The organism is Peribacillus sp. NPDC096622 (genome assembly GCF_044762665.1).
GTDB classification, from domain to species: Bacteria; Bacillota; Bacilli; order Bacillales; family DSM-1321; genus Peribacillus; species Peribacillus frigoritolerans_B.
Genome location: NZ_JBIWES010000005.1, coordinates 256,508 through 278,410, shown reverse-complemented (window position 1 = coordinate 278,410; position 21,903 = coordinate 256,508). Strand labels below are relative to the sequence as shown.

The 21,903-nt window shown below is 42.8% G+C and carries 20 protein-coding genes and 1 pseudogene; 18 read left to right on the top strand and 3 right to left on the bottom strand.

Annotated elements, in window-relative coordinates; all coding sequences use genetic code 11:
* The first annotated feature begins 222 nt into the window (after nt 1–222).
* The 4 genes from ACIQYG_RS12445 (at nt 223) to ACIQYG_RS12430 (ending at nt 4,992) form a co-directional block, all read left to right on the top strand.
* Nucleotides 223–2,040: a LytS/YhcK type 5TM receptor domain-containing protein gene (locus ACIQYG_RS12445; protein WP_402838384.1), complete on the top strand. Its 1,818-nt coding sequence runs from the start codon at nt 223–225 to the stop codon at nt 2,038–2,040.
* The gene (locus ACIQYG_RS12440; RefSeq protein WP_402838382.1) at nt 2,012–2,758 is read left to right on the top strand and encodes a LytR/AlgR family response regulator transcription factor; all 747 of its coding nucleotides are present in this window, start codon (nt 2,012–2,014) and stop codon (nt 2,756–2,758) included. The genes ACIQYG_RS12445 and ACIQYG_RS12440 overlap by 29 nt, the downstream gene beginning before the upstream one ends.
* Before the next feature lie 141 nt (nt 2,759–2,899).
* Nucleotides 2,900–4,693 carry a carbon starvation protein CstA gene (gene cstA, locus ACIQYG_RS12435; RefSeq protein WP_402838380.1) on the top strand — a complete coding sequence of 598 codons (1,794 nt, stop codon included), beginning with the start codon at nt 2,900–2,902 and terminating at the stop codon, nt 4,691–4,693.
* A gap of 143 nt (nt 4,694–4,836) precedes the next feature.
* The gene (locus ACIQYG_RS12430) at nt 4,837–4,992 is read left to right on the top strand and encodes a DUF1540 domain-containing protein (RefSeq protein ID WP_065421101.1); all 156 of its coding nucleotides are present in this window, start codon (nt 4,837–4,839) and stop codon (nt 4,990–4,992) included.
* 539 nt (nt 4,993–5,531) lie between these two features.
* On the opposite strand, the pseudogene ACIQYG_RS12425 reads toward ACIQYG_RS12430, so the two are convergent.
* The 3 genes and pseudogenes from ACIQYG_RS12425 to ACIQYG_RS12415 form a co-directional block, all read right to left on the bottom strand.
* Nucleotides 5,532–5,684 (bottom strand): annotated as a pseudogene (locus ACIQYG_RS12425) (hypothetical protein); the annotation flags it as partial.
* A gap of 22 nt (nt 5,685–5,706) precedes the next feature.
* Nucleotides 5,707–6,150 carry a MarR family winged helix-turn-helix transcriptional regulator gene (locus ACIQYG_RS12420; RefSeq protein ID WP_089363027.1) on the bottom strand — a complete coding sequence of 148 codons (444 nt, stop codon included), beginning with the start codon at nt 6,148–6,150 and terminating at the stop codon, nt 5,707–5,709.
* A 132-nt stretch (nt 6,151–6,282) separates the two neighbouring features.
* Nucleotides 6,283–7,374, bottom strand: coding sequence for a low temperature requirement protein A (locus ACIQYG_RS12415; RefSeq protein ID WP_402838377.1), 1,092 nt, complete (start codon nt 7,372–7,374; stop codon nt 6,283–6,285).
* A gap of 241 nt (nt 7,375–7,615) precedes the next feature.
* Here ACIQYG_RS12415 and ACIQYG_RS12410 point away from each other — a divergent pair, with 241 nt between their 5' ends.
* The 14 genes from ACIQYG_RS12410 (at nt 7,616) to ACIQYG_RS12345 (ending at nt 21,509) form a co-directional block, all read left to right on the top strand.
* The gene (locus ACIQYG_RS12410) at nt 7,616–8,176 is read left to right on the top strand and encodes an NADPH-dependent FMN reductase (RefSeq protein WP_402838375.1); all 561 of its coding nucleotides are present in this window, start codon (nt 7,616–7,618) and stop codon (nt 8,174–8,176) included.
* 171 nt (nt 8,177–8,347) lie between these two features.
* Complete coding sequence (gene ycaC / locus ACIQYG_RS12405) at nt 8,348–8,989, top strand: isochorismate family cysteine hydrolase YcaC (RefSeq protein WP_402838374.1); 642 nt, start codon at nt 8,348–8,350, stop codon at nt 8,987–8,989.
* 203 nt (nt 8,990–9,192) lie between these two features.
* Nucleotides 9,193–9,366: a hypothetical protein gene (locus ACIQYG_RS12400; protein ID WP_402838372.1), complete on the top strand. Its 174-nt coding sequence runs from the start codon at nt 9,193–9,195 to the stop codon at nt 9,364–9,366.
* Nucleotides 9,367–9,687: 321 nt separating this feature from the next.
* A complete protein-coding gene (locus tag ACIQYG_RS12395; RefSeq protein ID WP_402838371.1) occupies nt 9,688–11,754 on the top strand; it encodes a BglG family transcription antiterminator in 2,067 nt (688 codons plus the stop codon).
* On the top strand, nt 11,751–12,017 hold the full coding sequence (locus ACIQYG_RS12390) for a PTS sugar transporter subunit IIB (RefSeq protein ID WP_133350450.1): 267 nt from the start codon (nt 11,751–11,753) through the stop codon (nt 12,015–12,017). Before ACIQYG_RS12395 ends, ACIQYG_RS12390 begins: the two co-directional genes overlap by 4 nt.
* Before the next feature lie 17 nt (nt 12,018–12,034).
* Entirely contained in the window at nt 12,035–12,301 is a 267-nt protein-coding gene (locus tag ACIQYG_RS12385; RefSeq protein WP_133350448.1) for a PTS sugar transporter subunit IIB, read from the top strand.
* Between the two features lie 31 nt (nt 12,302–12,332).
* Nucleotides 12,333–13,601 (top strand): PTS ascorbate transporter subunit IIC, encoded by a 1,269-nt coding sequence (locus ACIQYG_RS12380; protein WP_402838368.1) that lies wholly within the window; start codon nt 12,333–12,335, stop codon nt 13,599–13,601.
* Between the two features lie 119 nt (nt 13,602–13,720).
* On the top strand, nt 13,721–14,566 hold the full coding sequence (locus tag ACIQYG_RS12375) for an HAD family hydrolase (RefSeq protein ID WP_402838366.1): 846 nt from the start codon (nt 13,721–13,723) through the stop codon (nt 14,564–14,566).
* A 440-nt stretch (nt 14,567–15,006) separates the two neighbouring features.
* Nucleotides 15,007–15,975 carry an ABC transporter substrate-binding protein gene (locus ACIQYG_RS12370; RefSeq protein WP_402838365.1) on the top strand — a complete coding sequence of 323 codons (969 nt, stop codon included), beginning with the start codon at nt 15,007–15,009 and terminating at the stop codon, nt 15,973–15,975.
* An 85-nt stretch (nt 15,976–16,060) separates the two neighbouring features.
* The gene (locus tag ACIQYG_RS12365) at nt 16,061–17,065 is read left to right on the top strand and encodes a FecCD family ABC transporter permease (protein WP_402838364.1); all 1,005 of its coding nucleotides are present in this window, start codon (nt 16,061–16,063) and stop codon (nt 17,063–17,065) included.
* Nucleotides 17,062–18,075, top strand: coding sequence for a FecCD family ABC transporter permease (locus tag ACIQYG_RS12360; RefSeq protein WP_402838362.1), 1,014 nt, complete (start codon nt 17,062–17,064; stop codon nt 18,073–18,075). The genes ACIQYG_RS12365 and ACIQYG_RS12360 overlap by 4 nt, the downstream gene beginning before the upstream one ends.
* A gap of 15 nt (nt 18,076–18,090) precedes the next feature.
* On the top strand, nt 18,091–18,879 hold the full coding sequence (locus ACIQYG_RS12355) for an ABC transporter ATP-binding protein (RefSeq protein WP_402838360.1): 789 nt from the start codon (nt 18,091–18,093) through the stop codon (nt 18,877–18,879).
* A gap of 161 nt (nt 18,880–19,040) precedes the next feature.
* On the top strand, nt 19,041–20,018 hold the full coding sequence (locus tag ACIQYG_RS12350; protein ID WP_402838358.1) for a zinc-dependent alcohol dehydrogenase family protein: 978 nt from the start codon (nt 19,041–19,043) through the stop codon (nt 20,016–20,018).
* A gap of 180 nt (nt 20,019–20,198) precedes the next feature.
* Nucleotides 20,199–21,509, top strand: a complete 1,311-nt coding sequence (locus ACIQYG_RS12345) for an amidohydrolase family protein (RefSeq protein WP_402838356.1) — start codon at nt 20,199–20,201, stop codon at nt 21,507–21,509.
* The last annotated feature ends 394 nt before the right edge of the window (nt 21,510–21,903 follow it).

The window sequence follows — 21,903 nt, the reverse complement described above, 5'->3', positions numbered from 1 at the left end:
GGTCAATCGGATAAAATGATTTCCTCCTATTGAAAAAGCCTTGGTATTTATAGGCTTTTTTTTAGATTGAATCATGCCGGGACACAGCATTTTATTGTCCCCTGCGCCTATCTAATAGTTCTGCCGCCTCTAGCTTTTTCTCCGATATGGTCCCGCTGTTTTTTTCCGTGTTCTTGGAATCGAAAAAACAAAATTCGACAAGGATTTCATGGCTGGTGTAAGATGAATGAAAAAGCCAGAAATGGGGTGAATGCTTTGGTTGATTTATTACCGTCGCTGTTTGAAAAAGTGGGGATCATCGTAATTGCTGCATTCCTGCTTTCTTATATGAAACCATTTCGGCAAATGATAGGCCATGAACATGAAATGTCGAAGAAAATCATGTTTATCGCACTTTTTGGAACATTCGGCATCATAAGTAACTATACAGGAATCGAAATCGGGAACCATGCCATGCCGGAGGGTGATTGGCATGCTAAGATTGCTCCCGATAACGCGATTGCCAACACAAGAATTATGGGCGTGGCTATCGGCGGTTTGCTGGGAGGACCTTTTGTTGGGTTGGGAGTAGGTTTGATTGCAGGGCTTCACCGTTATTTTCTCGGGGGCTTTACGGCGGGGGCTTGTGCGATCGCTGCGATTTTGGCTGGGGTTTTATCGGGTTTTTTGGGGAAAAGGCGACGAAAGATTGGGACGATCACCCCTTGGTTTGCCCTTCCCATATGCATGGCATTGGAAGCGATCCAAATGGGCATCATCCTGATCACGGCAAAACCATTTGAAAGGGCGTGGGAACTCGTACAAGTAATCGGGCTTCCCATGATCATCATCAACGGGTTCGGGACTTTATTATTCATGCTCATCATTCAGTCGATCACAAGGGAAGAAGCACGGACGCGGGCGGTGCAAACCAATCTTGCGTTCCTGATTGCGGATCAGACTTTGCCTTTTTTCCGGCAAGGTCTGAATCAAACTTCATGCAAGAGAATAGCCCAAATCATCTTGGGGCTGACTGAAGCCGATGCGGTGGCCATTACCAATGAACATAGCGTGCTTGCACATGTTGGTGCTGCGTCTGATCACCATGTCCCTAAGGTTGGGATAGCGACAGGCTTAACGAAAAAAGCCCTTGAACAAGGGAAAATCATCGTGGCCAAAACAAAAAAGGACATTTATTGTTTTCATGATCAATGTCCATTGCAAGCGGCCGTAGTCCTGCCGCTGCAGGTCCAACAGAAAACGGTCGGGACCTTGAAGATGTATTTCAAGCATCCGGATAAATTAAGCCAAGTGGAACAAGAGCTAGCTGAAGGATTGGCCAAACTATTTTCCACTCAATTGGAACTCGCGAAAGCGGAAATGCAAACGAAATTATTGAAAGATGCTGAAATTAAGGCATTGCAAGCACAGGTCCATCCTCATTTTTTATTCAATGCAATCAACACGATATCCATTCTATGCCGGACGGATGTCGAGAAGGCAAGAAGTTTATTGCAGAAGCTCAGTTCCTTCTTTCGCTCTAATTTACAAGGTGCCCGTCAAATACTGGTACCGCTAGAAAAGGAATTAGAGCATGTTAACGCTTATTTATCACTGGAGCAGGCGCGTTTTCCAGATAAATATCATATCGACTATCGCATTGAGCCAAGGCTTAAGGAAGTTCTCATCCCACCATTCACGCTGCAGCCACTTGTTGAGAATGCGGTACACCATGCATTTCCACATGTGAAAAACAAAGGTCAAATCATCATTAACGCATACTTTAAAGAAGATGCCATGCACATTGTTGTGGAGGATAACGGAAAAGGGATTTCAAGCGGGAGAATAGATGAATTGGGCAAACATGCTGTAGAATCGGCAGAGGGTACAGGAACGGCCCTTCATAATATAAGTGAACGGCTGGAAGGGATTTATAAAGGTCAGGCCAGCCTCTCGATCGAAAGTGAAGCGGGACACGGTACAAAAGTGAAAATATCAATACCACTCAACGAAAAAGGAGCATATGGCAACGATGATGAAAGCATTTATCGTAGAGGATGAACCACTGGCAAGAGATGAATTGAAATATCTATTGAAGAGAAGCAGGCAAGTTGAAATCGTGGGTGAGGCCGAGGGGATAGAAGATGCCATGAGGGATATCTCCCGCCTTAAACCAGAACTTGTCTTTTTGGACATTGAGCTTGCAGATGGCAATGGTTTGCATCTGGCTAAGCAATTGGCGGAACTTGACCCCGCACCTTCGCTCATTTTTGCGACCGCTTATGATGAGTTTGCCCTCCAAGCCTTCGAGTTATATGCCTTTGATTATTTATTAAAGCCATTTAATGAAAAAAGGATACGTCAAACTTTGGATAAGTTCATGAAGCAGCGGCAAATCGGGAAAGGCGAATCCGGGACAGCAGCTCCCGCCAGCAGAACGGCGGTGGAACAGACAGGTAAATTGGCTGTAGAGGTAGATGATCGGATCGTTTTGATCGACCGGGATCATATTTTGTTCATAGGACTCATAGAAGGAAAGACGATCATTAAAACGGGGGAAAATGAATATAAAATCGGCGATCCTCTCATCGTGCTTGAAAGGAAGCTCGATAAGCGCTCATTTTTACGGGTGCATCGCAGTTTTATCGTGAATGTCATCCATATATCCGAAATACAGCCTTGGTTCAACTCGACTTATAATCTCATTATGAGTGACGGATCAAACATCCCGGTTAGCCGGACTTATGTGAAGGAGCTAAAGCAGCTTATCGGATTTTAAAAATTTTCATAATTCTGCATTTTAGCTTCTTCATAATGCAGTCCATCCCTCGATATCTGCATTATAGCTTGAAAACCCATTGAATTCGCTTACATTGTGATATCATTTTTTTACGATGTAAGTAATAGAGGGGGTTCAAATATGAATGCGGTTACAATTGTCATAGGCTCCATTTGTATATTAATGATTGCCTACCGTTTATACGGGACATTCATAGCACTCAAAGTATTAAAACTTGATGATTCCAAGCCGACTCCGGCCCATAAATTAGAAGATGGAAAAGATTATGTTCCAACAAATAAATGGGTGGCATTCGGCCACCATTTTGCAGCCATTGCAGCGGCTGGTCCTTTGGTGGGGCCGATCCTTGCTGCACAATTCGGGTATTTGCCAAGTTTATTATGGCTTTTGATCGGGGCTGTAATCGGGGGAGCCGTCCATGATGCCGTCGTGCTTTTTGCCTCGATGCGCAAAGACGGGAAATCCCTTTCGGAAGTTGCGAAAGAAGAACTTGGACCTGTAGCAGGATTCTGTACAGGACTAGCGATGCTTTTTATCATCACGATCACGATGGCAGGACTTTCAATGGTCGTTCTGCATGCTTTGGAAAATAATCCATGGGGGACCTTTGCTGTCGGGATCACCATTCCGATCGCCATGGGTGTAGGGCTTTACCATAAAAAAACCGGCAACCTGAAAGGGGCGACCATCGTCGGGTTCGGGCTCATCATGGCCGCAATTTTACTTGGTCCGAACATTCAAGGAACGGCACTTGGCGACTTATTGACACTTGAAGCGAGCACACTTGCCATCATTTTGCCGATCTATGCTTTCTTCGCTGCAGCATTGCCTGTTTGGCTGCTGCTGGCACCTCGTGATTACTTAAGTACATTTATGAAAATCGGTGTATTTGCCGCATTGATTATCGGCGTTTTCGTAGTGAATCCAGAAATCCAGTTTCCTGCGTTTACCGAATTCATTAATGGCGGTGGCCCGATTGTAGCCGGTCCTGTGTGGCCATTCATTTCAATAACCATCGCCTGTGGGGCGATTTCAGGATTCCATGCATTTGTCGGATCTGGGACAACTCCAAAAATGTTAAACCGTTGGAGTGATATCAAATCCGTTGGTTTCGGAGCGATGCTTGTGGAATGTGTCGTTGCCATCATGGCATTGATTGCTGCGGTTTCGCTGCAGCCAGGAGATTATTTTGCGATTAACTCCACACCTGAAGTATTTCAAACATTGGGTATGGAAACCGTACACCTTGACGAACTCAGTGAAGAAATCGGCATTAATCTGGAAGGACGGACAGGCGGGGCAGTTACACTTGCTGTCGGCATGACCTATATTTTCACCGAAATACCCTTCTTTGACAAACTGGCTTCGTTTTTCTTCCAATTCGTCATCATGTTCGAGGCGGTGTTCATATTAACCGCAATCGATTCAGGGACACGTGTTGCCCGTTACTTAATCCAGGACTTCTTCGGGGAGTTCTATAAACCATTAAAACGAGTCGATTGGCTGCCGGGGAACATCTTCGCCAGCGCATTAGCCTGCTTTATCTGGGGATATCTACTTTACTCTGGGGACATCAGTTCGATCTGGGCACTCTTTGGCGTATCCAACCAGCTCATGGCTTCGATCGGACTCATCATCGGTGCGACCGTCGTCTTGAAAATCGCCGACAAGCGCTGGTATATGTGGACATGCCTCGTACCCCTTGCCTACTTATATGTAACAGTTAATGTAGCAGGGTACTGGATGGTGAAAAACGTATACCTGAACCCGGCCTCTGCAGGATTCAGCATCTTGAACGGAATATTATCGATCACCATGTTAATCCTAGGCTTGATCATTCTGGTTGCCGCCTTGAAAAAATGGCGGGAGCTTTGGAAAATCCCTCAAGCAGAACTATTGAAAAGATCAGCATAAACATAAAAAAATCCGGGCGGAAGCTGCCCGGATTTTTGTTCGTTGCAATGCCCCCAATTAAAATTAAGACACCAAAACCTGAAAAAGGAAAGTATCAATAACCCCAACTTTGTTAATGATAGCAAATGAGGAGGTGTGATAAGATGGCAAAAGATGTTCTATGTGAAGTGAATAATTGTAAATATTGGGATTCTGGAAACAAATGCAGTGCAGATGCTATTTATGTTGTCAGCCATAAAGGGAAACAAGCATCAAATAGCAAAGAGACGGATTGCAAAACATTTGATCCAGAAATTTAAAACATCGGGGGTAACCATCAACTGGTTACCCTTCTTTCATTTTATTATTGATAATAAAAATCATTTTCATTCAAGAATATAGAAATTCATTTTAATTTTCTTCATGAAAAGGATATTTGGGCGATAAAATCGTGAGTTTGAGCGATATATATGAAAGTTTGATCGATATAAACGAAAGTTTGGTTGATATCCACGTGAATTTGATCGATATCCTCGAGAGTTTCAGCAGTTTACTCGTGAGTTTGGGCAGTTTACCCGTGAATTCGCACATTACTCGAGAGATTGAGCGATAAACTCAAGTCTGGGCAATATAAACGTGAGTTAGATCGATATCCTCGAGAGTTTCAACACTTTACTCGTGAATTAAGCAGTTTTACTCGAGAGTTTCAGCACTTTACTCGTGAGTTTGAGCAGTTTACCCGTGAATTCGCACATTACTCGAGAGATTGAGCGATAAACTCAAGTCTGGGCAATATAAACGTGAATTTGATCGATATCCTCGAGAGTTTCAACACTTTTTACTCGTGAAATTGAGCAGTTTACTCGTGAGTTAGATCGATTACTTTTGAAAGGGTCAGCCCATCACCGATTGGGATTAGCATGGATTCCAATTGAGGGTGTTTGGCCACCGTTTCATTGAATGCCTTCATAAATGCAGTGTGACGTTTAGGTTCTGCATCCGGATCTGCGACAAACGGGGGTGATCTGTTTTTATTATTTTTGAACTTTACTAAGTAAATCTAAAAGCTGCTGTTTTTCCGTCTCATTCAAGTTGGCAAACTGTGATGCCTGAAAATGCTCTTGTTTTGGAACGACTTCATGAAAAAACTCTTTTCCTTCCTCAGTCAATGAAAGGTACTTTGTCTTCCATTCCTGCTCCCGTTTAATCAATCCCAACTCTTCCATTTTCCTTAATAGTTGAGTGATATTGCCTTTCGTCACAAAAAGCTTGTTTGCCAGTTCTTGCTGAGACAATCGTTCATGGGAACCCACTTGAACCAAGATATCGAATTGGGCTGCCGATAGATTCCATTTCTTTAAATGTTGATTGGATTCCCGGATACTCTGGTTATATATTCGTGTTATTCGGAACCATAACATTAAACCTAGTCTTTCCTCATTATTAGATGTGGAGGGATTCGTTGTGTTTTCTTTCATGAATGTCACCTCATACTTTCTTTGTTCCAATCAGTTTATGAATAAACCAATTGCGTGTCAAATGCAAAAACTTCCAGCTTCATACGAAGAAACCAGTATTATCATTTGATACTGGTTTCTTTGATTCCTTTATCATGTAGTCGTTAGTTTGGCATAAATGATAAAGAATAATGTTAATTCGGCTATTATCACAATATTTGGTACCCCGACAAACAAATTAAGAATAAAAAAGACTGCTAAAATCCCTAAAAATAACCCTAAATGATATATTTGCAACTGCATGTGCTTATGTCTATATTGGTGGAAAACAAACGTGGTTGACATGAAATAGAGCAATACGGAACCGAAAACAAAATATAGGATAAATGAATAATGGACTTCATGTAAAAACAATAATCTGATGGCTGCTGCAATCATGCTTATAGACATTAAAATAAACAGATGACCGTAAATGATGATTTGGCCGGAAGATTGTACAGACTTGTCGACTTTCTTCTCCATGTTATCGAAATATTGCCACCACATGGCTATTATCAGGGCAAATGAAATGATGGAAAAGGCTATCGAATCCCAATTTCCTTGTTTAGGTTGAATGACCGCAAGCGTGCTGACAAGAGCTTCCCCAAAGAGAATGATGGTAAATAGACCAAAGCGCTCCAACAAGTGGGCCGTATTTGTAGGAACCTTTTCTAAGCACTTTCTTCCAAGGATCGGGACAATGATATCGACCAGGATGCCCAAATACAACACAGCATAACGAAGCCAAGAATCAAAAAGGACGGAGAATAATGAAATGACGATTCCAATCCAAAAATACCTTCCCAAAAAGAGTGCTGCCTTTTTTCGAAACCCTTCTTCTATCCGCTGTACAACAAGATATTGGATGGCAGTAACGGCTCTCAATCCAATATAACCAATTAAAAAAGAAAGATAATAAGGATCAAAATCAACGGATAAGCTTGAGGTCATGATTAGGACAAAAAACATTTGTAATATCAAAAATAGTCGTTGATGAAATACATCCTTTCCAAACCGGTTAATAAATATGGTTTGCCCCACCCATGCCCACCAGATAGGAATAAAAATCAACACGAACTTTAATAAATACTCTGGATGGATATATCCATCTTCAACATGCAGTAAAACATGAGTGGCGCCCGCAACGGCCGCCACAAATAACAAATCATAAAAGAGCTCTAACCATGTAACTTTCTTTTCATCCATTTCTGCACTTCCCCCAATCGCCTTATAGTTTATAGTATGTTGGAAATATTCCAAAAATGGAAGGGCGATCCAATATAACTTTAGAGTATGTTATTTATCCATTATATGAAGTTCTTTTAACCCAATATTAAGTTAAGCCAAATTTAGTAAATACAAGCGTGTAATTAGGAATAACGTCACTATTTAATTTTTGTCATATTATGGTACTATAGGAGATGATTTCAAACGGGGAGGGAAGTAGATGACCAGAACCATCGGCCTTATTTGCGGCAGTTTACGGGAAAATTCTTATAATCGAATCATTGCTCAATCATTGACAGATATGGTTGATTCGTATCAATTTCGCTGGATCGAAATTAATGATCTTCCGTTGTTTAACGAAGACTTGGAAGTAAGTGGGGTTCCTGAAACGGTGACATCATTTAAATCCGCCATCCAGGACGTTGACGGTATCATTATCGTAAGTCCAGAGTACAATTCCGGAATACCGGGCGTATTGAAAAATGCATTGGACTGGGCATCAAGGCCTCGGGAGTCCGCCGTTCTTACTAAAAAACCAGTTGGCCTGATTGGAGCTACTCCTGGTGGAATGGGTACTGCATTTGCTCAAATGCAAATCAGGCAAGTACTGGAAGCCATGCAAGTACATGTTCTTCCATTTCAAAAAATGTTGATTTCCCAAGTACATACAAAGATTGATTCTGATCTGAAAGTGCTTACTGACGATCAAACAAAACGTTATCTTGAGCGGTATTTACAGCAATTCATTCATTGGATCGATCACACTCCAGTTATAGATTAATTAATAATCAATGATTCTTATTATATATGATTGACAGGTTATAAGTTTATAGATAAACTTATAACAACAGTCAGTTAAGTTATAAACTGATTGGAACCAACGAAGGGGTTGGGGGATTTCCCTACATATGAACTTTCTTCGATAGCTTTTAATAAAAGGAGGACTTTAAAAATGTCTGATCTCTATTCCCGTCTTTCCAAAGATGATGCTGCCGTTCTTCTGGTGGATCATCAAACCGGTCTTATTTCCGGGCTAGTGCGTGATTATGGTGTTGATGAATTCAAAAACAATGTCATGGCCCTGGCCAACACCGCTAAGTTTTTTGATTTACCAGTCATTTTAACGACAAGCTTTGAAAACGGACCAAACGGACCGCTCATGCAAGAATTGGAAGAACTTTTTCCTCACGCACCAAAAATAGCTCGGCCTGGACAAATTAACGCATGGGATAATGAAGACTTTGTTAAAGCAATCGAAGAAACTGGAAAAAAACAACTTATCATCGCGGGCGTGGTTACAGATGTCTGCGTTGCTTTCCCGGCACTTTCCGCTTTGAACGCTGGTTATGAAGTATTTGCCGTAACTGATGCTTCTGGAACAGTCAGCAAACAAGTAGCTGATGCAGCATTATCGCGTATGGCCCATGGCGGTGTACAGCTTATGAACTGGTTTAGCGTAGCGTGCGAATTACAACGTGATTGGCGCAATGACGTTGAAGGGTTTGGTGCTTTACTATCCAGCCAGCTTCCAGGTTATCAAAATATAATCGGAAGCTATAGAGGCGCTCAGCGCGATTTCAGCAAGCAGATCTAAAGAAAAACGCACCGATTGAATAAAGGAGGGGACATTTGTCCCCTCTCGTACTGTAGGCAAGCTCGATGAAAATCGAGTTTGCCTACAGTTTTTTAGTATGGGTACAATTTGTCCGCTCCAGGCACTTGCTTTTCCCGCAGGAGTCTCGCACTCCTGTTCCAATCTTTTAAAACAAAACTTCGTTATCCTTCATGATTTTTTTATTGTTTTATATGGGACGAAACCATATTGGATTGAAGAAATATGCGACACTCCTGCCGAATAACTGGCTAGCCGAGACCTCACAGACGCTTGCTTTGATGCGGCTTGGCAGACAGTCGGCGGAAAGGGATCGGATTTCTGAAATCAAACTAGAACTTCTTTTTGAGGTTCTTTAAAAAGTGAATGTGGATTTCCCGTTCATTTTGATTTGATGAAGGATAAGTTTAGCCCCTTTAAAACGCCTCATCATTCGAAACCTCAGCTACATCCTCGAACCCCTTTTATACCTTGGCCTCATGACCTCACTTCGGCTCCAAACTGTATAAAGTACATCCCTTCTAAATATAGTCTGTATGGAAAATTGATTACGTGCAGTATTGTGCACAAATGTTTATAGAGTATATTATTGTGCAGTACCTATGACAACATTCGGACTTAGAAACGATACATTTTTAATAAGAAGTGAGATATCGTAGAAGCAGGGAGAGGGATTGAGAATGTTTTTAGATGAAAGAAGCGCCAATTTACTGAAACTATTACAGCATTCGCCCATTTCAAAAATGAAAGAACTTGAAGCCCAAACAGGTCTGACGAGAAGGCAAATTCAATATGGTCTGAGCAAAGCGAATGACTGGCTCCAATTTCATGGATATCAACCGATTCAATATAATCGCGAAATGGGCTACTCCTTTTCTGAAACTATCAGGGATGAAGAATTGAATGTAAAACTGACAAAACGCAATTATATATTTTCAGAGACAGATAGGGAAAAAGTTTTTTACCTCATGATCCTGTTAAGCCCAGAGGAGTTGTCCGTCTATCATTTCCAGACGATCACCGGGCTTTCGCGAAATACGGTGCTGAAGGATTTAAAAAGACTTAAAGAGAAAAACAGGGACATACCGCTCAAGATCCAGTATTCCAAACAAGATGGCTACGTGGTGATTGGGGAAAGCCGAGTAAAGAGGTATATCATTGAACGCCTTGTGCATGATGTACTGAACAGTCCCAATAGTGAATGGATCATGGAGTGCATATGGGGAAATCATGAAAAGCAAATCAGCTCGATCCGGTTACAGCTTGAAAGGGCCGAACGTAAATTGGGCATCACCTTTACGGATGAACGGCTTCATGAACTGAGCTATTTATTTCTATGTACAGATCAGCTCATAGGAAAAGGGGAAGAGTTACAGGCCGACCAGAGCTGGGCGCCGTTTGTTGCGACGGAAGAATACAAACTGGTTGAGGAAATGACCAGAACGAATGCCTTTCAATCAGTATGGAGCGAAACGGAAAACTTATACGCAACCTTACATTTACTGAGCATGAATCGAACGAAGGATATTTCCCCCCTTAAGGATGATGAAGTCATTCAACACCTTTTGCAGGAAATCGTGGAAGAGTTCGAGAGGCTGGCATTTGTTCACCTGAAAGACAAAGAGCAGCTATGCCAACAATTATACGTTCATTTTAAACCAGCATATCATCGACTGCGGTATGGTCTCCCGCAAATGAATCCGATGACGGGACGGGTGCAGAAGGTATATCCCGAACTGCATCATTTGACGAAAAAATCCCTTTGGGTGTTGGAGAGAGAGATTGGCTGTCCAGTATCAGAAGAGGAAGTGGCATACTTCACGATCTATTTTGGCGGATGGCTGCGCAGGCAAGGGACCACATTGGATGATCGAAAACGGGCGATTGTCGTATGCCCGAATGGTATTGGCATCAGCAATATCCTCATTTATACATTGAGGGAATTATTTCCCGATATTTTATTCCTGGATGTTCTGTCCGTTAGAAATGCGGCTGAATACCCATTGTCTTACGATCTTGTTTTCTCGACGGTGCATATGAGAACAAAAGCGGCATTATTCGTTGTACCGCCCATTTTGGAAATGCAGGACAAACATACATTGCGCCAGCAGGTCATGCAGGAATTGTATGGATATACGACGGAAAGTGTGGATGTTGCAGCTTTATTAAAGATCATTTCCAAGTATGCAACCATCCATGAAGAGGATCAGCTTGAAAAGGCTTTGAAGTCGAATGTGTATACCCATACACCAAAAATAACCCAATTTTCTTTAAAGGAGGCGGAGAAGCCCGTGTTAGAAGAACTGCTCAATATGCAAACGATTCAATTACAGCAGCAAGTTTCCGATTGGAAGGAAGCCATTCAAGTTGCGGCCAAGCCTCTCGTGGACTTAGGTACCGTCGAAGAACGATATGTGGATGCCATGATCGAGGCGATAGAAACGAATGGACCATATGTAGTGATAACGCCAGGAGTGGCGATTCCCCATGCACGTCCGGAGCAGGGGGTCAGGTCTTTATCCATGAGTTTGCTGAAATTGGATGAAGCCGTGGACTTTGCGCCGGATAAACCGGTTCGCCTGATTATCATTTTGGCGGCCGTAGATAACGATTCGCATCTGCGGGCATTGATCCAGCTCACTCAATTATTGAATGAACCAGCCAATATAGAAGAAATATTAAGCACTTCAGATAAATCGGTCCTTATGGAGTACGTTCATAAATATTCGAAGGAGGAAGCGGAATGAAAATCATGGTAGTATGCGGAAACGGATTGGGAAGCAGTTTCATCATGGAGATGAATGTGAAGAAAGCATTGACGGAAATGGGGAAGACGGCCGAGGTGGATCATACGGATCTGGCATCCGCAAAAACGGTTCAAGCTGATATTTTCCTGGGAGCGGCGGATATTGTCGGTCAGCTGGATGATGGAACCCGTACGATCGTCACACTGGAGAACATGATGAGCATCCCTGAAATAAAATCTAAATTGGAAACACACGTAGGATAAAAAAAGGAGAGATTGATATGAAGAAAATCATGGTAGTATGCGGAAACGGATTGGGAAGCAGCTTCATCATGGAGATGAATGTGAAGAAAGCGTTGACGGAAATGGGTAAGGCAGCCGAGGTGGATCATACGGATCTGGCATCCGCAAAAACGGTTCAGGCTGATATTTTCCTGGGAGCGGCGGATATCGTCGGTCAGCTGGATGATGGAACCCGTACGATCGTCACACTGGAAAACATGATGAGCATTCCTGAAATCACATCGAAATTGGCTTCACATCTATAAGAAGAAAACATAAAGAAGAGGGGGAGAGGCAATGCTGGAACTTATCATGAATGACATCTTGGGTACACCTTCCATACTTGTGGGGCTGTTTGCCCTCATTGGATTGCTGTTACAGCGGAAATCCAGTGCGGATGTTGTATCTGGAACGCTAAAAACCGTCATGGGCTTCATAATCATCGGAGCGGGAGCGGCCGTGCTCATTGGCGCCCTTGATATATTCAGTAAAATGTTCGATCATGCATTCAACGTACAAGGCGTCATACCGAATAACGAAGCCATTGTCGCAGCCGCCCAAAGTGATTTTGGGACTTCGACTGCACTCATCATGGTATTTGGGATGGTTGTCAATGTTTTGTTAGCTCGTTTCACGCCATTTAAATATATATTTTTAACGGGACACCATACCTTATTCATGGCTTGTTTACTTGCAGTCACCCTGTCCGTCGGCGGGCTCAGCGGATTTCCGCTTATCTTGGTCGGCTCCATTCTATTAGGAGTATGCATGGTGATGTTCCCAGCCCTCCTTCAGCCATACGTACGGAAGATTACCGGCAGCGATGATTTTGCCATCGGCCATTTCGGGACAATTGGATATTTTGTATCCGCGACTGTGGGAAAATGGTTTGGAAATAAGGAAAAAACGACAGAGCAAATCAAAGTTCCGAAGTCTTTAGGATTCCTGAGGGACACATCGGTCGCTGTATCGCTTACGATGACGATGTTCTTCGTGATCGTCGCATTGTTTGCCGGACAGAACTATATCGAAACGGAATTATCCGGCGGTTCTAACTTCATCGTATTCTCTTTCATCCAAGCGATAACATTTGCTGCAGGAGTTTACATCATCCTTGCAGGGGTACGGATGTTAATTGCTGAAATCGTCCCTGCATTTAAAGGGATTGCCGATAAAGTGGCGCCGAATACAAAACCTGCATTGGACTGTCCGACCATCTTTCCATTCGCTCCAAATGCAGTGATCATCGGGTTCCTATTCAGTTTCTTGGCTGGATTATTATCCATGTTCCTCCTTCCGGTACTTGGACTGAAAGTAATAGTTCCGGGGCTCGTACCGCATTTCTTCACCGGCGCTGCAGCAGGTGTTTTCGGAAATGCCACAGGAGGCAGACGCGGAGCGATGCTTGGATCGTTTGCCAACGGACTCATCATTAGTTTCCTGCCGGCTATACTCTTTGTCTTCTTGGGGGATGTAGGGTTTGAAGGCACCACATTTGGTGATTCGGACTTCGGTGTGGTAGGTCTATTGATCCTAAGTGTCATGAAACTTTTAGGATTATCCTAAACTGTTATACTGATAAGGTACAGAAATAAAAATATATGAATGAAACCAACAGCCTAAGATCTTATAGATAATGGGCTGTTGGCATTTTCATCATCATTCTGATTTTTGAGGTGATTGGCATGACCAACAAAGCAATTGTGCTCGATTTGGATGGCACGACATTGAACGAAAGAAATACTGTGAATGAGACGCTGGAACAATACATAGGCGAACTTAGGGAAAGCGGTAAGCTGATTTTCATTGCAACAGGAAGAACGCTGGAAGAAGTGAGGGACGTTTTGCCGGCCGGCATGGAGGCTGATGGAATGGTGACCGCCAATGGAATGTCCGTATTCATCGGAAAGGAACAGATTGTCGAACACGCCCTGTCGACGGAACTTGTTGAAGAGTTGGTCGCCAAAGCAGGAGCGGAAGAGATTTTTTACGAAGTTCATCCGAACGAAGGAACACGGATGGCATTACTTAAAGATAAAGACTATATGGTTAAACAAGGTTTGATACCAAAACCCGAGACAGTCGATGAAAATGAATGGCTATCAAGACAGGATGCAGTCGAAGACAAAATAAGATGGTCAGAACAACTGGATATAAGCAGCGTCGCCAAAATCTACTTTTTCAGCAATGAGATGAATACGATTCGAAAATGGAAAGCGGAGTTGGGGAAAATCAAGCAGTACAATGCCTTTACCACAGCTTCCTCCACCCATCATAATGTAGAAGTGACCGTGGAAGGCATCACAAAAGCAACAGGCGTTCAACTGCTGCTGAAACATTTTCAGCTAGCGCCCGAAAATATCCTGGCAGTAGGCGATGGCGAAAATGACCTCCCGCTATTTAAACTAGCCGGACATTGCGTTGCCATGAAAAACGCCACTGACCTGGTCAAAGAACAAGCCGATGAAGTGACGGAGTATTCATATCGTGAAGATGGACTGTACCGCTTTTTGAAGGGGAAGTTTCACTAATTGAACGGAAGCCCCATCTTTAGAGATGGGCTCTTTTTTCTATAGGAATTATTGAATGGCATCTCTTCAAGAGCAAATTCTTCATTAGAAGCTCCTTTTTTTAATCTGAAAATAATTCTTTGAAACAAGCAAGAGCAGACCTAAACGGGTTTGCTTTTTTTATTATGGTGAGGTCTGAAGGCAGTTATCCAAACATTTCGTTGCCGCACCTTAAAACATTTCCAACTGAGTTTCCAAGTCTACTTCAAGACTTGCCGTACTTCACGTTATCATTTAAATGCATGCAGGTTGTTTTAATGGCCATAATGATTTTTATTCACAAAATTTCATTAATATTGACCGTATCAATCTATGACTTTATCATAACAGCAGGATAATGATAATCATTTTCAATTATGATTACCTCGTTAAGAAGGTATAGATCGGGAAGGGTGCAAAAAATGAAAGAATCTAGAAAAGTAAGAACGTTTGGGGGAGGGGCATTCATCCTGTTATTTGCGATTATGGTGATGTTATCAGGATGTAGTAATTCTCAAAAAACAACAGAAGCAGAGAAGACATCTACTGAAACAAGTAATCAAGAAATAAGGACGATTAAGCATGAAATGGGAGAAACGGAAATTAAAGATACTCCGAAAAAAATAGTTACGCTTGAGTTATCTTTCGTTGATTCTTTAAATGCCCTAGGGATAAAACCTACCGGGATTTCAGATGACAACAAAAAAGAGATGATTACAAAACTTGTAGGTCAAGAAATGGATTATACTTCTGTAGGAACACGTGAGCAGCCGAATTTAGAGGTTATCAGTTCTTTACAGCCGGATTTAATCATTGCAGATGCTGAGCGGCATAAAGGGATTTATAAAGATTTACAGCAGATTGCTCCTACCATTGTTTTAAAAAGTCGGGAATCTACATATCAAGAAAATCTGGATTCTTTTAAAACGATTGCAAAGGCAGTCAATCAGGAAGATGCTGCAGAAAAAAGATTGAGCGAGCATGAAAAAACGATTAAGGAACTTAAATCAAAGCTTACTGTTGATTCAAATATGACCGTTTTACCTGCAGTTGTACGAGATACTTCATTCCAAGCCCATACTTCATCTTCTTATGATGGAGAATTGCTTGAGCGCATGGGATTGAAAAATGCCATTCAGCAGGAACTGCCACATGCCGAGATGAATCTTGAGCAGCTTGTCGAGATCGATCCGGATGTGCTGCTTTTAGCGAACAATGAGGGTAAGTTACTTACTGATGAGTGGAAAGACAATCCTCTTTGGAAAGACTTGAAGGCAGTAAAAAACGGACAAGTGTATAGTGTTGATCGAGATTTATGGACGAGATACCGCGGTGTTGTATCAGCAGAGGCCATTGCTAAAGACACTTTAAAAATGCTAGGTGAAGAATAGAGGAACAAAAGCGAAGTAAGAGATCCCATTCTTACTTCGCTTTCCATTAGGTTTAAATTTTGTTAGGAAGTGTGTTGTATAGACAATGGAAACTGTAGTTAGAAGTAAACTGAAAGTGTTATGTACTGCTATAGCTGGAATCGTTTTGTTAATCATAGGCATCCTGACGAGTATTTCTGTGGGAGCGGCCGATATTGATGCATCAATGGTTTTGAAGTCCTTTTTTGAGGCCGACTCTTCCAAGGAACAGACAATTATACGGACTCTTCGATTGCCCCGAGCTATAGTTGGAGCGTTGGTCGGTGCTAATTTAGCGGTAGCAGGTGCTCTCATGCAGGCTATCACCCGGAATTCATTAGCTTCTCCACAAGTGTTCGGTGTCAATGCCGGTGCCTCATTTTTTATTGTGTCAGCTTTTGTTTTCTTTCCTAACCTTTCTTCCGTGTCTCTAGTTTGCGTTGCATTCATTGGTGCAGCAGTGGGGGGGATGGCAGTCTATTCTTTTGCTTCGGGCGGAGGAATGACCCAAGTGAAGCTGGCATTGGCTGGAATGGCTGTTCACTTTTTTTTATCTTCTTTAACGCAAGGCATGATCATCTTTAATGAACAAGCGAAAGATGTACTCTACTGGTTAGTCGGTTCAATTAATGGGAAAACATGGGCGCATGTAAACATGATCCTTCCTTGGTCTCTTTTCGGGCTATTAATTACTGCCTTGTTTTCTCGATCTGTTTCCATCCTTGTCTTAGGAGAAAATATGGCGCAGGGACTTGGGCAGCGGGTGTACCGGATCCGTATTTTAGCAGGAATATTGGTGATCATTTTGGCAGGATCTTCGGTTGCCGTCGCAGGCCCAGTGGGATTTGTGGGATTGATCATTCCTCATATCGTCAGGAGAATGGTGGGAGGGGATTATCGAAGAATCATCCCTTTTTCTGCATTATTCGGCGCTTTACTCTTAGTTTACGCAGATATTCTCGCACGGTTCATCGCTTATCCTTTTGAGTCGCCGGTAGGCATCGTAACCGCTATAATCGGTGCGCCATTCTTCCTTTATTTAGCGAAGAGAGGGAGGAATATTAAGCAATGAAACTAAAACGGACATTTGGGTTGAAATCAACTTTGCACCCTTATTCCATTATCCTGGTGCTGACGTTTATCGTGCTGATTTTATCAATGGTGAGCCTGGGCTTAGGGGCCATATATATATCACCTTTAGAAATTCTTCAAAATTTCCTTGGAAATGGCATGCAAAGCCAGACATTCATTCTGCATAACTATCGCATACCACGCATTCTAATTGCCGTGATAGTGGGGGCTGGATTGGCAACGGCTGGAGCCATTCTGCAAGGAGTCCTTCGCAATCCGCTGGCTTCTCCAGATGTGATAGGGGTAACAAAAGGGGCCGGATTGGCAGCTGTTATCGTCATTGTTTTATTTCCGCAATCGCCCATTATCATACTGCCTCTTTCAGCTTTTATAGGAGCGGCGGTCATGGCGGCCATTTTGATGATATTTGTTTATAAAAAAGGAGCTCAACCAAATACGATAGCTTTGGTCGGAATAGCCTTAGGGGCCATATGTCAAGCTGGCATAGAGTATTTCATGGTCAAGTTCCCGGATGATGTAAACACGACACTGCTGTGGTTGACTGGCAGTCTATGGGGAAGAGGCTGGGATCAAGTATTGTTTTTGCTTCCATGTCTTGTGCTTGTACCGGTATTGTTTGCGTTAACTTCTAAAATGGATGTACTGAGCCTCGGAGACGATATAGCTACAGGTCTCGGTGAAAGGTCAAAATTACTGCGTTATATATTGTTAAGCGTTTCTGTCATATTGATCGGGGTCTGTGTAGCTGCGGTTGGTTCCATTGGGTTCATTGGTTTAATCGCCCCCCATATTGCCCGGAGAGTGGTAGGATCAAAATTCAAGGTTTTCCTTCCTGCTTCAGCTCTTTTTGGTTCTATCTTTCTACTCGTTGCCGATAGCCTGGGAAGAGGATTATTCCCTCCAATAGAAATACCCGCCGGAATTATCACTGCGGTGATTGGTGTACCATATTTTTTATATCTATTGCGCCGTGAAAGAAAAATAACATAAGGAAGGCTGAATATCATGACAACATTATCAGCAGAGCATCTTTCGCTCTCTTATGGGGCAACACAAATCATTGATAATATCGATTTGGAAATTCCTGAAGGTAAGATCAGTATAATCATTGGTTCCAATGGTTGTGGCAAATCTACCATTCTGCGGTCCCTGGCTAGATTATTAATGCCACAGCAAGGCACGATCTATTTAGATGGAAAGGCCATTCATCAGCAATCTTCCAAAGAAGTGGCAAAGAAATTGGCCATCTTGCCCCAAGCTCCGGAAGCTCCTGAAGATTTAACCGTTAAAGAACTATGCTATTATGGCAGGCATCCGCACAAAGGCTTATTTTCCAGACAAACCCCAGAAGATCATAGGATTGTCGACCGTGCCTTATCAGCAACAAAAATGACGGAGTTCGCCGATCGGACATTGGATGCATTATCTGGAGGACAAAGGCAAAGAGCATGGATTTCGATGGCCTTGGTACAAGAAACAGACCTTTTACTGTTAGATGAACCGACAACCTATCTGGATTTGGCGCACCAAATTGAAATATTGGAATTACTGCGTGATTTAAACGTAACTTATGGACGCACGATTGTCATGGTTCTGCATGATTTGAATCAAGCGGCACAGTATGCCGATCATCTGATTAGCATCAAGAAGGGAAAAATCTATAAAGAGGGACCGCCTGAAACGGTATTCACAAAAGAAATGATCAAGGACGTCTTCAGACTGGAATGCTGTATTATTGAAAATCCCGTTGATCAAACGCCTCTATGCATTCCAATTGGTTTATCTCAGGATTAGAAACACTAGCGCCGGTCGTACCGAATTAATTAAGTCAACATATTCATTGTTGGCTTTTTTGCTTATTTACGAAGGAATGTTGGATAGGGGTTGCCAAGATATTTTAGATCAAGAGTTTAAATGATAAAATGGAAAGACTTATATATTAAAGGAGATTTATTATGGAAGCCAAATGTATTAAATTCTATGAGTTTGGGAATCCGCAAAAGGTTTTAAGAGTTGAAAATAAATGTATTCAAAGACCTTTCGAGGGGGAAGTCCTCGTTCGGATGACCACACGTCCCATTAATCCGTCTGACTTGCTGCCCATTCGCGGTGCCTATTCCCACCGAATCCCCTTGCCTTCCATACCTGGTTATGAAGGGGTCGGCATTGTAGAAGAGGTGGGTCCAGCGGTTTCGAAGGAGCTGATAGGCAAGCGTGTTCTGCCTTTGCGCGGTGAAGGCACCTGGCAGGATTATGTTAAAACATCAGCGGAGCTGGCCATCGCCATTCCTGATTCGTTTGAAGACCATATAGCAGCACAATTATATATAAACCCGATAACCGCATGGCTAATCTGTACAGATGTATTAGCATTGAAACCGGATGATGTATTACTCGTAAATGCTTGCGGATCTTCCATTGGCCGTATACTCGCCCAGTTATCGAAGATTCTTGGGTTTAAGCTGATTGCTGTAACGAGGAACGATAAGTATACGGAAGAACTGCTTAAACTTGGTGCGTCATATGTAATCGATACGTCCCGATCATCCTTGCAAGATACAGTGATGGAACTGACGAATGGGCGCGGAGCGAAAGCGGCCATAGATTCAGTGGGCGGCATCGATGGTTCAGAACTAGCTTTTTGCGTACGGCCTTATGGCATCTTATTAACGATTGGCCTTTTATCAGGACAGTCTGTGAATTGGGCGGAAATTTCACAAAGGACAAAAGTGGATGTTAAAATGTTTCATCTGCGGCATTGGAATCAGCAAGCTTCCGTTCAAACTTGGCATGAAACGTTTAACCTTTTGATGGGGTTCATTGCTGATGAAAAGTTGAAGTTCAGGATGCCGGATTCCTCCTACAGCCTTCAAGATGTTATAGAAGCGATTAATGTCACGAGCAATAGAGGGAAGATTTTTTTAAGCAGCTGATTTTGCAAAGGGTAACCACTTAATTGAAGGAGGCATTAATCTTGGAGCTCTTCCAATAGGTTCCTAAGGTAAATGGAAATGGCCCCTGATAATATGGAATTACTTGATTACCTGTAAGGTGCTAGTTTAGAATGCGGAATAGGACATGTTGATACTGATACGACTTTGGAGGAAATACTTATGAAAACAATATATGTGAATGCTACATTTTTTACTATGGACAAGGAAAACCAAATCTTTGAAAACGGCATGATGATTGTACAAGATCATACGATATCCTACATCGGCCAGCATGATGAACAACAATTGGCAGATGCAGATCATGTGGTCAACCTTGACGGGAAATGGATCATGCCAGGCCTTGTGAATGCCCATTCGCATATTGTAATGACCCTTTTACGCGGTATCGGGGACGATATGCTGCTGAAGCCATGGCTTGAAACGAAAATATGGCCGATTGAAAGCCAGTTTACAACGGAAATCGCATCTGTGAGTTCACAGCTTGGCATTATGGAGATGATGAAATCAGGAACCACGACATTTTCGGATATGTTCAATCCTAATGGAATAGATGCGGGTGCTGTCATGGAGACGATAGGCGAAACAGGAATGCGCGGAGCCTTTTCCTACACGATCTTCAGCTTGGGTACCGAAAAAGACCAAAAAGCGAACCTCATGGGGGCTGAGCAGTTTTCAAAAAACTATAAAACGTTTGCCGATGGCCGCCTGACTACCATGGTCGCACCACATAGCCCATATGCCTGCACACCTGAAGCGATTATGGAAAGTGCACGGATTGCAAAAGAGAATGATTTGATGGTGCACATCCACGTATCGGAAACGGACTTTGAAATCCTCGACATCGAAAAACGTTACGGATCCCGTCCTGTCGAGCACCTTCGCCGTCTAGGCCTGTTCGATCAGCCTACCGTGATGGCACATGGTGTAGTCCTTAATGATGAAGAACGGGCGATCCTAAAACAGCATGATGTTCGCGTTGCCCATAATCCAATCAGTAACCTGAAGCTCGGATCGGGAATAGCAGATGTCGTCAGCCTTCTTGATGCAGGCATTAAAGTGGGAGTGGCAACAGACGGCGTCGCCTCCAATAACAACTTCGATATGTTCGAAGAAATGAGGACAGCTGCATTACTGCAAAAAGGAATGTATAAGGATGCCACTAAATTCCCTGCCCAAACAGCACTCGCCATGGCCACAAGAATGGGCGCCGAAGCGATAGGAATGGGTCATACAGGATCACTGGAAGCTGGTAAAAAAGCAGATTTCATCACCATTTACCCATATGACAAAGAACACCTTCAGCCACTGAGTGAAGCCTATTCGCACCTGCTTTATGCAGCACGCGGAAATGACGTATGCGATGTATACATTGATGGCAAAATGGTCGTGAAAGACGGCGGCTGCTTAACGATCGATGAAGAAAAAGTAATCGCCGAAACCAATCGTCTGCAAGGTACCCTATCAAGATAACGCTGATGGGGAAACAAACGGATGCACAGAAGAAGGAGCTGCCATTTGCAGCTTCTTTTTTATGGGTTTGGGAGTAATTATTTAGAGGTATCGGATGGCAGTAAAAAATGAATTGCCGCTAGTATTGCGGAATAAATTGTTCTTAACACCTAGAAATCCATCTGAGTCCAGTTACAAAGTAAGCCAGTTAAAAATATTAATAAGAAAATGGGGATGGCAAAAATGGTTAAAAACGAAAAAATGCCGCTGATCGCAACTATTATCCAGCTGCTAATCAGCAAGCAGCTGGATAAAAAACCTTTAACCGCATGGTTCACGAATTTCTGAAAATCTACGTATTAATTATTCACGATTTTCCAATTTCCTTGCTTCGGGGGAAACGGTCGAAAAAGGA